8 protein-coding genes and 3 pseudogenes are annotated in these 13,112 nt (G+C 39.6%); 10 read left to right on the forward strand and 1 reads right to left on the reverse strand.

Annotated features, from left to right (window positions below):
• Positions 1 to 409: 409 nt before the first annotated feature.
• Positions 410 to 1,873: pseudogene (locus B9P78_RS02880) on the reverse strand (NCS2 family permease).
• Between the two features lie 164 nt (positions 1,874 to 2,037).
• Here B9P78_RS02880 and B9P78_RS02885 point away from each other — a divergent pair.
• The 10 genes and pseudogenes from B9P78_RS02885 to B9P78_RS02930 all read left to right on the forward strand — a co-directional run bounded on the left by B9P78_RS02885 (position 2,038) and on the right by B9P78_RS02930 (position 12,778).
• Complete coding sequence (locus tag B9P78_RS02885) at positions 2,038 to 2,664, forward strand: SGNH/GDSL hydrolase family protein (RefSeq protein WP_158520569.1); 627 nt, start codon at positions 2,038 to 2,040, stop codon at positions 2,662 to 2,664.
• Positions 2,665 to 2,768: 104 nt separating this feature from the next.
• Entirely contained in the window at positions 2,769 to 4,067 is a 1,299-nt protein-coding gene (locus tag B9P78_RS02890; RefSeq protein ID WP_148138569.1) for an alpha-amylase family glycosyl hydrolase, read from the forward strand.
• A 38-nt stretch (positions 4,068 to 4,105) separates the two neighbouring features.
• Positions 4,106 to 4,911: pseudogene (locus B9P78_RS02895) on the forward strand (Cof-type HAD-IIB family hydrolase).
• A 157-nt stretch (positions 4,912 to 5,068) separates the two neighbouring features.
• On the forward strand, positions 5,069 to 7,060 hold the full coding sequence (gene tkt / locus B9P78_RS02900) for a transketolase (protein WP_094518057.1): 1,992 nt from the start codon (positions 5,069 to 5,071) through the stop codon (positions 7,058 to 7,060).
• A gap of 69 nt (positions 7,061 to 7,129) precedes the next feature.
• Positions 7,130 to 7,785, forward strand: a pseudogene (gene fsa, locus B9P78_RS02905) (fructose-6-phosphate aldolase).
• A 45-nt stretch (positions 7,786 to 7,830) separates the two neighbouring features.
• Entirely contained in the window at positions 7,831 to 8,457 is a 627-nt protein-coding gene (locus B9P78_RS02910; RefSeq protein WP_094518058.1) for a CoA pyrophosphatase, read from the forward strand.
• Between the two features lie 132 nt (positions 8,458 to 8,589).
• Positions 8,590 to 9,183, forward strand: a complete 594-nt coding sequence (locus B9P78_RS02915) for an ECF transporter S component (RefSeq protein WP_094518059.1) — start codon at positions 8,590 to 8,592, stop codon at positions 9,181 to 9,183.
• A 16-nt stretch (positions 9,184 to 9,199) separates the two neighbouring features.
• Positions 9,200 to 9,709 carry an acyl-CoA thioesterase gene (locus B9P78_RS02920; RefSeq protein WP_094518060.1) on the forward strand — a complete coding sequence of 170 codons (510 nt, stop codon included), beginning with the start codon at positions 9,200 to 9,202 and terminating at the stop codon, positions 9,707 to 9,709.
• 332 nt (positions 9,710 to 10,041) lie between these two features.
• Positions 10,042 to 11,502, forward strand: coding sequence for a proline--tRNA ligase (proS, locus tag B9P78_RS02925; protein ID WP_094518061.1), 1,461 nt, complete (start codon positions 10,042 to 10,044; stop codon positions 11,500 to 11,502).
• A gap of 229 nt (positions 11,503 to 11,731) precedes the next feature.
• Complete coding sequence (locus B9P78_RS02930; protein WP_094518062.1) at positions 11,732 to 12,778, forward strand: serine hydrolase; 1,047 nt, start codon at positions 11,732 to 11,734, stop codon at positions 12,776 to 12,778.
• Positions 12,779 to 13,112: the final 334 nt, after the last annotated feature.

Below are 13,112 nucleotides of genomic sequence, written 5' to 3' on the forward strand. Positions count from 1 at the left end.
ATTCGTCAAAAAAGTGGCGAAAATTTTTGTTTGTTAAAAAAATGAACAATCCCTATTAAAACAACCCTTATTTTTCACAATAGACATTTTTATGAACATATAAATATTATTTATAGAGTACAATATTGTACTGAAATATGATGATTTTAATGCAAAAATCGCTTATTTTTCAAAAAAATAAAAACCAAAGTTAAACGCTTTCATTACATAAACATGAGTAGTTTTGGCATCGTTTTCTTAAAATTAAAAAAATTGACATTTCATAAAATATATGGAAAATGCCAAAAAAAGACACACCACGTATGGGCATTCAAGATTACGCTGAAATTTGAAAAAATATACTTGTAGATTTGGGCAATTACGCACAAAAAAAGACCGGACCCTAAGGCCCAGTCTTTTTGGATAGCGATTATAAAACGGCTAAGATGATGAAATTCAATAAGAATAAGAATGAAGATACCCAGATGATTGGATGAACTTCTTTAGCTTTTCCTAAAGCAACTTTCACGATAACGTAAGTGATGAAACCAGCTGCAATACCGTAAGAGATTGAGTAAGCATAAGCCATGAATACTGAAGCGAAGAATGCTGGAACAGCAACTTCTATGCTAGACCAATCGATTTCTTTCAATGCAGACATCATCATGATACCAACGATGATCAAGGCAGGCGCTGTTGCAGCACTTGGTACTAAACCAACAAATGGTGCGATGAAGATACTTAAGAAGAAGGCGATAGCGATGAATACAGAAGTTAAACCAGTACGTCCACCTAAACTGATACCTACTGTAGATTCTGCATAAACAGTTGTGTTTGAAGTACCGAAGATTGCACCTAATGAAGTACCAACTACATCACCGAATAATGCTTTATCTAATTTAGTAGACATACCACTTGATTTGTCCATGTTGTCGATGTCTTCTTTAGTGAAGATACCTGAAGCACGACCAGTACCGATAAATGTACCGATAGTATCAAATACATCTGATAATGAGAAAGCAAAGATTGTCATGATGACTAATGGGTAGCGAGATGGGTCAGAGAATAGAGAAATGATACCTTCTTGACCGAATGCTGCACCGAATGTAGTACCTAATTCAGCAAATGAAGCACCTAAACCTGATTGGTCGAAGTTAACAGCTGCTAAAGCTTCTGGATTTAATACTAAATGAACAGCAGTTACTGCGATAATACCGATTAAAATTGCACCTTTTACATTTTTCAATAGTAAAATGATGATTAGTAGTAAACCGAATAATGCTAATAATGAAGTTTGATCAGTGAAAGCTGAGATAGAAGGTAATGTTGCACCTGTTGAGTTGATGGTTTGTAGACCACCTTCAAAAGTTGTTTGTGTTGCATCAAATGCTTGGTTATTTACGGCTGTGATGTTTGCAGCTTCAGTCGTGAAGTTGATGAAACCTGCGTTTTTAACACCAATGTAAGCAACGAATAAACCGATACCTGCACCAATGGCATGTTGTAAAGATTCAGGAATTGCTTTGATAATTAATTGACGGAATTTTGTAACTGTGATGAAGACGTTGAACAAACCACAGATAAATACCATTGCCAATGCTTCTTGCCATGTAAAGCCTTATGAGAAGACTACTGTATAGGTGAAGAAAGCATTTAATCCCATCCCTGGTGCCAAAGCATAAGGTACGTTGGCGAATAATCCAATAAATAATGTCGCTAAACCAGATGAGATAACAGTTGCTAAGAATACACCTTGATAAGGCATGCCTGTTTGTGACAAGATACCAGGGTTAACAAAGATGATGTAACTCATTGCAAAGAAGGTAGATAAACCAGCAATAAGCTCAGTTGAAAAGTTGGTGCCATTTTCCTTTAAACGGAAAAATTCCTCTATTTTTTTCACTTTTCTTGCTCCTTTTTTTGAAAAATTTTGATAAATATTGTTGCGTACTTTTCCTATTATAGTCACATTTAAGAAAAAAGCAAGATAAACACGAATATTTGTCCAAATAAATATACTAACGTTCGCAAAATAATAATATAGAAGGGATAATGACCATGAAAAACATACTAATACTAGGAGATTCCTTGACCGATGCTGGTAGAGACAAGAAAAATGAGAAAGATTTGGGTCAAGGTTATGTCCGTACCATACAGGAGCAACTGCCACAGATGAAGGTCATCAATCGCGGTTACAATGGTGCGCGTACAATTGATTTGTTATTCGAAGTAGAAAATTTGGCTGATGAAATTGAATCGGCAGATGCCTTAGTCCTATTCATTGGTGTAAATGATGTGTGGTCTAGCCACCATCGTTCGCCATCAGATTGGGCTAGCATGTTGGATAGTTTCACGGGGCATTTTGCCTTACTCGTTGATAGCCTAGACAAGCATTTACAAGTTGATGTGCCCGTGCATATTATTTTGCCCTTTGCGCGTTTTACTAAAGATGCTGAGGAGGGGCAAATTTTACGGGATAGGTTGGATCAGGTTAATGCGCGAATCCGGCAAATCATTGCTGACTTCAAACCGGACTATATAATAGTAGACTTACGTGAAGTATTGACGCAATCTGCCTTCGATTGGCAAGGGGCTATAGCGGTTGATGGGGTACATTGGTCGTCAGCTATGCACGCATTTGTGGGTAAACAGATGGCTGATATCTTGGGGCATTTTGTACTTTAAATATAATTCTCATCATTTTCAAAGGATTCTGGCGCTTTATAGGGAATGCTTATGCTAAAATGGATGTAACATGATAGATTTACATTTTATATAGGAGGGCGCTCATGGCTAAGGTAACGAATTTAACGTTACGTCACAAAACCTTGTATAAGTTATTTGTTCGCAATTTCTCGAAGGAGGGTACGTTCAAGGCGATTTTGCCGGAACTACCTCGCTTGAAGGAGTTGGGTGTGGACATTATTTTGTTAGAGTCTATTTTTCCAACGACGGATATTAAGACGGCGGACAATTTGAAGGGGAATCCCTTGGTGGTGAAGAATTATTCAGAAATTGACCCGGAATATGGGACGATTGCTGATTTTCAGGAATTGGTTGATCAAATCCACAAAATGGGGATGCAAGTGATGATTAATTTACAGCTCTTCCATTTGGCCAAGGATTCGGAATTAGTGACGAAACATCCAGAATATTTTATGCATAATTCACAGGGAGAATTGATTAGTCGGATTAATATATACGATACGTCGTATGATTTGGACTATACCAACCCAAAATTGTGGGATTATTTGATTGAGAATTTGAAATATTGGGCGAAGTTTGTGGACGGGTTTGCTGCTAACCATGCTCAACTCGTGCGTCCAGAGTTTTGGTCTTCTGCGCGAGCTGAGGTAGAGGATGTCCATCCGTATTTCTATTGGTTAGCATCTACGCTACCCTTATCAATCTTAAGTAAATTACAAAAATTAAATATACCGTACTGGTCTGAAGGGGAATTATTCCAAAACTTTGATGTAGTAGACCAATTTCCGCTCCCGTTTCCAGCAACACGGTATTACAAGGGTGATATGAGTTTAGACAATATGGTTGCCAGTATGAATTACCGTGAATTGATGATGCCAACGACCTATGTCACCATGCGTTCACTTGAGTATGAAGAGGCACCTCGATTTGCTACCTGCGTGAAGCAAGGCAATGAGTTGGAAAACTGGACAGCTATGTCATTCTTCCAAAAAGGGATGGCAAGTCTAGCTATGGGACAGGAGTTTGGCGTCACCGACTATTTTGATTTTAGAAGTGCAGCACCAATGGATTGGACTGTGAAACAAGATTTATCTACCTTAATTAGTCGTTTATCGCGTATTAAGAAACGTGAAGTGTGTAAGAGTGGCTACTATGCCATCATGCCATCGGGTGATAATGTGATCGTCTTGTCCTACCACTACTACAACCAACATCTATTTGGTGTCTTTAAATTGAAAGATGATGGTTTGACCCATGAAGTGGAATTAGCCATTATGAATGGTGAATATACCAACCAAATTAGCGGTGAAGTGTATCAAGTGAATAATGGGCGAATGGTTTTAGGTGATAAACCGGTCATTATTTCATACGAGGTGATATGATTCTACCAGTATATTTTAAAGAAGAAGGGAAATAATCCATGTATAAATTAGTAGCGTTCGATATTGATGGTACTTTAGTAAATTCGAAAAAGGAGGTAACTCCTGCAACACGAGAAGCCTTGCATAAATTACATGATGTTGGCATTCATGTAGTGATTTCATCTGGCCGTCCATACAAAGGCGTTTTGTTAAATGCTGACTTAATTGGCCGAGAAATTGTACCCTATGTATCATGTTTTAATGGTGGCTTGGTGAAGGAAGTGGCGACTGATCGAACCATTTACAGCCATACTTTAACGAATGAAGACATTCAATACTGGGCGAAACTAGCGATTGATAACGATTTAGACGTACATGCACATAGCGATGAGCATGTATTGATTTACGATGAGCCACGCGATCAATATGTGGATGTAGAAGCGCGTTTAAATGAGATGCCTACTGAATATGCGGATTTCTTTGATGGGGCATTGATTGCACCAAAAATTATGATTACTGCAGAACCAACGAAATTAGATGCGTTTATTGAAACATTGGACCCAGCAGTATATGACAAATATTCCATTGTGAAATCTGAGCCTTTCTTCTTAGAAATCATGCCTCAAGGCGTATCTAAGGGTGAAGCTTGGCACATTTAGCTGAAAGCTTAGGGATTGAACAAAGTGAAACCATGTCATTTGGGGACCAAGCCAATGACTTGACCATGATTGAATGGGCAGGTTGCGGCGTGGCAATGGGCAATGCCATTGATGATTTGAAAAACGTTGCTCAGTATGTCACAGCATCTAATGATGATGAAGGAATTGCCAAAGCCCTAGAGGCGCTTGTTTTCAACGCTGAATAGGTATTTTTAATAGTAATAATAGGGAAACCCCTTGCGATGCTATGTCCAAGCTGAAAGGCCAATAAATAGAGAAAGAAGGCAATATTTGGTATAATGGACCTATCATCAGCTGTTAGTTTTGATTGATTGTATGTACAGAATTTAAGGAGTGAAATGAATGTTTGACAACACGGATATTTTAGCGACAAATGCTATTCGAGCTTTGAGTACAGATATGGTGGATGAGGCGAATTCAGGCCATCCAGGTTTACCTTTAGGTGCAGCACCAATGGCATATGCCCTATGGTCTAAACACCTACGCCAAAATCCTAAACACAGTAAATGGACAAACCGTGACCGTTTTGTACTATCTGCTGGACATGGTTCTGCTATGTTATATAGCTTACTTCATTTAGCAGGTTTTGATTTAAGTATTGAAGACGTGAAACAATTCCGTAAATTCAATTCAAAAACACCTGGTCACCCAGAAGTTCACCATACTGACGGTGTTGAAGCAACAACTGGTCCTTTAGGTCAAGGTTTTGCCAACGCAGTAGGTATGGCAATGGCTGAAGCACATGATGCAGCTGTTTATAATAAAGATGGCTTAAATGTTGTAGATCATTTTACGTATACAATCGTTGGTGATGGTGACTTAATGGAAGGTGTTTCTCAAGAAGCAGCTTCATTAGCGGGTCACTTAAAATTAAATAAACTAATCGCTTTATACGATTCAAACGACATTTCATTAGATGGTCCTACTTCTAATGCCTTTACAGAAAATGTTGGTGACCGTTTCAAAGCTTACGGTTGGGAGCATATCTTAGTAAAAGATGGTAACGACCTTGAAGAAATTAATGCTGCGATTGAAAAAGCAAAAGCAAACATTAACCAACCAACCTTAATCGAAGTCAAAACAATCATCGGTTTTGGTGCGAAAAACCAAGGTACTTCAGGTGTCCACGGTGCGCCATTAGGAACTGAAGGTTCAGCAGTTGCCAAAGAAAATATTGGTTGGAACTACGATCGTTTCGAAATTCCTACAGAAGTTTATGACCGCTTCAACGAAGTTGTGGTAGAACGTGGTCAAGCTGAAGAAGAAGCCTGGAACAAAGTATTTGAAGACTATAAAGCAGCCTATCCTGAATTAGCAGCGCAATTTGAACGTGCCTATGCAGGTGAATTACCTGAAGGATGGGATGCCAACTTACCAGTTTATGAAGTTGGCGATGCTGCCGCAGCAAGTCGTAAAACGTCTCAAGCAGCTATCCAAGAAATTGGTAAAGCTTTACCTGAATTCTGGGGTGGTTCTGCCGATTTATCATCTTCAAACAATACAATGAACGATGCTGAAGAAGCCTTCCAACCAGAATCATATCAAGGACGTAACATTTGGTATGGTGTGCGTGAATTCGCAATGGCCGCAGCTATGAATGGTATCGCCTTACATGGTGGTTCTAAACCATATGCAGGTACATTCTTCGTATTCTCTGACTACCTACGTCCAGCAGTTCGTGTAGCAGCAATTTCTGAATTACCTGTAACTTACGTGTTTACACATGATTCTATTGGTGTTGGTGAAGATGGACCTACACATGAGCCAGTTGAACAATTAGCGTCATTCCGTGCAATGCACAATGTGAACGTTGTTCGTCCAGCTGACGGTAATGAAGTTGGCGTTGCTTGGAAGATTGCAATGGAATCTACGAAAACACCAACTATGTTAGTACTTACGCGTCAAAACTTACCAGTTTTAGACGGCTCAAAAGAATTAGCTGAAGAGGGTGTACGTAAAGGTGCATATGTTATTTCACCAGCTAAAGGTGACCAAGATGGTATCTTGATTGCAACTGGTTCTGAAGTAAGCTTAGCCATTGAAGCACAAGCAAAACTTGCTGAAGAAGGCATCAACGTATCCGTTGTATCTATGCCATCGCAAGAATTGTTCGATGCACAAGATGCTGCTTATAAAGAATCTGTTTTACCAGCAAACATCACAAAACGTGTAGCAGTAGAAATGGGCGCAACATTTGGTTGGGCGAAATATACTGGTACTGCTGGAGCAGTTGTAGGTATTGACCGTTACGGTGCATCTGGTCAAGGTGAATTGATCCAAGAAGCATATGGCTTTACCGCTGAAAATGTAGCGAATACTTTTAAAGCGTTATAAGCTTTAGGTTTTTACAACATCATTCGATACTCATCACTCAGGGATTTAGCTACAGGAGGCTTTTAACAAATGAAATTTTTCATAGATACAGCGAATATTGATGAAATCAAACGTATTAATGATTTAGGCCTAGTAGATGGTGTAACAACCAACCCTACTTTAGTTTCTAAAGAAGGTCGCGATTTTGAAGAAGTGATTAAAGATATCGCGAATACAATCGATGGTCCTGTTTCTGCAGAAGTTACTGGTTTAACTTACGAAGAGATGGTTGAAGAAGCACATGTCATTGCAAAATGGGCTGACAATGTCGTTGTAAAAATTCCTATGACTGAAGCTGGATTGAAAGCTGTAAATACACTTTCTAAAGAAGGCATCAACACAAACGTAACCTTGATTTTCTCAGTAGCGCAAGGTTTACTTGCTGCTAAAGCTGGTGCAACTTATATTTCACCATTTATCGGCCGTATCGATGATTTAGGCAAGATGGTTTGAAATTAATTGCTGAATTACGTGAAGTATTGGACATCTATGACCTTGATGCTGAAATTATTGCAGCGTCAATCCGCCACATTGGTCACTTTGAAGGCGCAGCATTAGCTGGTGCACATATTGGTACAATTCCAGGTACTTTATTCCCTAAATTATGGAGCCACGCCTTAACTGATAACGGTATCGATGGCTTCATGGCTGACTGGGAGACATATAAACAAGGTCAAAATAAATAAGCTATTCATCAAGATAAATAGTGTTTAAAAGGAAGATCAATTGACATGGATGAGGTAAAGCGTATATTTCAAACTTATGAAGCTCGCCCCTTAGACGTAGAAAAGGCCTATGCAGTACTCATTCCCCTCATTAAAATTGATGGGAAACTACATATCCTTTTTGAACACCGGGCAAGCGGCATCTCTCAAGCAGGGGATGCCGCTTTTCCTGGTGGTCGCGTTGAAGCCGGGGAAAACTTTCAAGAAACCGCAGTGCGTGAAACCGTTGAAGAACTGGGTATTTCTCCCGAGAATATTGAGATTTTCGGCGAGATGGATTATCTAGTCAGTGGTAAACGGATTATTGGTTGTTATGTGGGGCAATTACATATCGACAAAATTGAGGATTGTCATTTTAATCCAGATGAAGTGGATCATGTATTTACGGTGCCTTTGGATTATTTGAAGGAAATGAAGCCGGACATTCACTATGTAGCGCAACGTGCTGAAGTGGATGACGCCTTCCCATATGACCGAATTCCTGGTGGTAGGGAATATGGATTTGGCAAAACCACCCGTCAAGCGATTCATTTCTATAATATTAGAGGGGAACACTTGTGGGGTATGACTGCCAAATTAACTGCACGTTTTGTGGAAATCCTCAAGCAAGAACGGATAACGTTTAATCAATAAATGAACGAATAAAACGAATTTTGATGTTTTGCAATCGCTTTATTTCGTGGTAAGATAGCAATTGTATATGGGTTTGGACGGGTCATTTGACTTATCACTACCCAAAACAATTTTAGAATGTAGGGGTTTATGATGAATCAACAAAAAGGACGAACTGCAAAATTAACGATTATTAGTTTAATTGTAGCTATCTTAATTATTCAAACTTTTGTTCCAGGTATTGGCTATATTCCCATCGGACCAGTTCAGGCGACAATCATTCACTTGACGGTCATTATTGGAGCTAGCCTTTTTGGGGCACAAACGGGCTTAATTCTAGGCGCCTCTTGGGGTGTTTTACGGATGATTAAAGCGGCGGTCATGCCAGATTTAATGTCCATCGTCTTTTTGAATCCCCTAGTATCAGTCATTCCACGTATGTTAGTGGGTTTGATTGCCGGATTAGTAGCGACGTATTTAGATGGTAAGGTGAAGGGTAGAACCAAATTTATCATCACTGGAGTTGTCGGATCCTTAGTGAATACGATAACGGTTTTGAGTGCCATCTATTTCTTTGCGGCAGATTCTTATGCAGCAGCTTTAAATATTCCAACCACTGCTTTAATTGGTACTTTTGTTGTCACAATTGGTACCAATGGTATATTGGAGGCTGTGGTAGCAGGTATCTTGACGCCAATCATGGCAATCCCTCTAGCAAAATCATTGAAACGAACACAAACGGAATAAAGGAGCAATCACCTATATGGAAACAATTACTTGTAAACGGACAAAGGCTGTACAATCGCACCGTATCATGCCCAATGAAACCAATTTCTACAAAAATATGTATGGAGGACAACTCCTATATATCTTGGATAATATTGCCTCTGTATCCGCAAGTCGGATGACTGAATATGGCTTAATGACAGGGAATATGGATAGTGTGAATTTCCTACAACCCTTGCCTGAAGGCGATATTGTTCATGTAGAAACTTACGTGACGGGTACGGGTAAACGGTCTTTAGAGGTCTTCGCAAAGGTGATTGGTGAAAGTAAACGTGGCGAACGTTATCTTGCCGCTACTGGCTTCCTAACTTTTGTGGTATTAAAAGATTATGCCAAGGAAGGTTATGTCTTACCAGGTATTGTACCTGAAAGTGATGAAGAAAAATTCTTGTGTGCGGGTTATCTTGAACGTAAGCAACAACATCAAGCCAACCGCCAATTAACTGAGGAATTGATCCAACATTTAACGGTAGAGCTACTAGATTAAGCCGTCCAGATATTGACATTTTGGCAAAAATCAAGCAAAATAGGGCTGTAGCAATTTACATATAAAAAATAAATTTTGTAGACTAGTAATTTAGTAACGGTAAGTAAGCGAGATGTGAATTGGTGAGAGCGCATCCCCACTAACTAGATGAACCTACTACTTTGCACAAGCATATTGGCCTTGAAAAAGGCACGGTGGCGCCGTTACCGCGTTCGAGAGAAGTGGGGGAATCCCTGCTTAACAAAGGTGGCACCGCGAGCATTTCGTCCTTTATTGGATGGAATGCTCTTTTTTTATCCAGAAAAAAGCAAATAGAAAAAGGAGTTATAACGATGGCAAACAACAAAGAAACCGAAAATCTACAACAAATAGATTTTTCAAAATGGTATTTACAAGCAATTCAACAAGGTGACTTGATGGATTACGGTCCTGCTCGTGGGACAATGATCTTCAAGCCAGACGGATTTTTATTGTGGGAATCTTACAAAGATGCTTTCAATGAAGTATTGAAGAAGGAAGGCATTCGTAATGCCTACTTCCCAATGTTGATTCCAAAACACTTCTTCGAGAAAGAAGCAGATCACGTGGAAGGTTTTGCACCTGAATTACCATGGGTGACGCAAGCCGGCGATGAAGTTTTAGAAGAACCATTGGCATTACGTCCAACTTCTGAAACTTTATTTGGTAACGCGATGTCTGACTGGATCAACTCGTACCGCGATTTACCAATGGAATTAAACCAATGGGCGAATGTGTTCCGTTGGGAGAAACGTACCTTACCATTTATTCGTACGTCTGAATTCTTATGGCAAGAGGGACATACTGCTCATGCTGATGAAGAAGAAGCGCGCGAACGTACAATGAAAATGTTGCACTACTATACTGAATTAGTGAAGGAAGTATTCGCTATGCCAGTTTATGAAGGGCAAAAAACACCTTCAGAACGTTTTGCGGGTGCGGTTGATACATACTCAATCGAAGCAATGACAAAAGATACCAAAGCTATCCAAGCTGGTACTTCTCATTACTTGGGTCAAAACTTTGCCAAAGCCTTCGATATCAAATTCTTAAATGAAGAAAACCAACACACATACGTACATACAACGTCTTGGGGTTCTTCAACTCGTCTAATCGGTGCCATGATCATGATGCACGGTGACGAACAAGGTCTTGTATTACCACCACGTATTGCGGGTACACAAGTAGCCTTAATCCCAGTTGGTAACTTGAAGAAAAATCCACAGGTCCTTGAAAAATTACAAGAAATCAAGGCTGAATTGACTGCCAAAGGCTTCCGTGTGGACCTTGATGATACGAACAACTCTGCTGGTTACAAATTCAACGAAGCAGAAGTACGTGGTGTACCATTACGTATCGAATTCGGTCCACGTGACATGGAAAATAACCAAGTCATGATCAAAATGCGCGATTTAGATGAGAAAGAAGCCATCTCATTAGATGAAGACCTAGCTGAAATCATCAACGCGCGCTTTGACTTGATGCACCAACGTCTATACGACAAAGCAGTTGCCTTCCGTGCTGAAAATGAACATTACGACATTGACACTATGGAGCAATTAACAGCGCATCTTGACGCTGCAGAAGCAAACGGCGAACGTCCAGGTTGGATCCTTGCTGGTTGGGACGGTACAGATGAATCAGAAGCTGCGATTAAAGAAGCAACTGGTTTCACTTCTCGTAACATTCCTTTCAACCCACCAATGGAAAAAACAGTTGACCTATACTCTGGTAAACCTGCTAAATATACCGTTTGGTACGCAAGAGCTTACTAATTTTAAAAGACAAAAGATAATGAAAAAATCGAGCGTCTGCTCGATTTTTTTGTGTGTAAGCGGGTGGTATATGATTCTTCATACATTCTTAATAAAGTTAGCATCTAAAAGCCACACTTTCACTCACTTTGTCATAGACTTAACATATTCTCCTGATACAATTGACCAGGTAGAAATTGGTCGAAAATTTATATCAATATAATTACAATCTTTTCAAAAGGAGAATGGTATGTCGAACCAGAGAAAAAATAAGAAAAAACAAATTTTACCCATCATCCCATTCATTGTACTAGGGTTAGCTTTGGTTGCGGTGGTTGTTGCGATTATGAAATTTAAAGATGATACAGCTTTAGCGGAATCGAGTGAACTCTCAGGCGTCGTCGATGCGAGCGAGTCATCATCAGAAACCCTAACCCCTTTAACCGCCACAAATGATGAAATCTATAATGTAGATCAAATAACTGCAGATGGCGTTGAAGCGTTAGATGCCAGTCAGTATGCTGATATGGCTGCTGTTATAGAGGAAACAATGGCTGATTTTGGTGTGTCAGCTGAGGATATTTCCTTGGTATATACCAATTTACAAACGAACGAAACCTATACCGTGAATGAAGATAGCTATATGACGGCAGCTTCAACACTCAAAGTACCACTGGCGACAGTGATTATTGACGCGATTGAGGCAGGCGATATGACTTGGGAATCCCCGGTTACCTATGCCTATGAAGATTATGAAGAAGGAGATGGTACCATCACTGCAGCGGTTGCGAGGGGCACTGGTCAAGCTACTTACACCATTGAAGAGTTGATGGGCGAATCCTTGATGCATTCTGATAATACGGCAACAAATATGTTGATTGATTACTATGAAACAGTTTATGGCGAAGGTGCTTTCAGATCGAATATCGTGGCTGAAGTGTATGACCAAGTGGGTGATATCGACGAAGCCATTTATGAAGACAACATCGCATCTGCCAATTTCCTAACGGCTTACTATAAATTGATTTCAACAAATGAAATCTATCAACCAATCCTTGATTTCCTATTACAAACCTCACCAGATCGCTTGTTCACAACCTATGTGAAAAGCAGTGTGATGGCCAATAAATACGGAAATTACGCCACGGCCTTGAACGATACAGGGATTTACTATGAAAATGACGAAGCGCAATATAGCCTAGTTGTCTATACGGATGGTCTAACCGAAGGCGAGGACTTCCTAGCTAACTTGAACCTACGGGTGAATGAATACTACCGAGCAACTTACGGTGAATAATACGAACAGCGAGGGTGGGACGAATGGTTCCAACCTCGCTTTTGCTATATTGTGCAGGGGATAATTATAGAATAATTTTAGATACTAGAAAATAAAGCGAAATTTTATAGTATAAAATTTCATACTATAAATAAATGACCAATTTTATAGTATGAAGATTGGTGCTTTATAGCAGGGTAAAATTTATCAAATATGGGATTATATGCGCTAAAAAAATAGCATATTTTATAGCATCGCCATTTATTCTAGATAAAAACCCAAAAATTCTAGAATGACAGTCTCATTCTAGAATCGCAGTTTTCTCAACTAATGTAGGTACAGCAGGTGGGTTACC

Source organism: Aerococcus sp. 1KP-2016 (assembly GCF_002252085.1).
In the GTDB taxonomy this organism is placed as follows: domain Bacteria; phylum Bacillota; class Bacilli; order Lactobacillales; family Aerococcaceae; genus Aerococcus.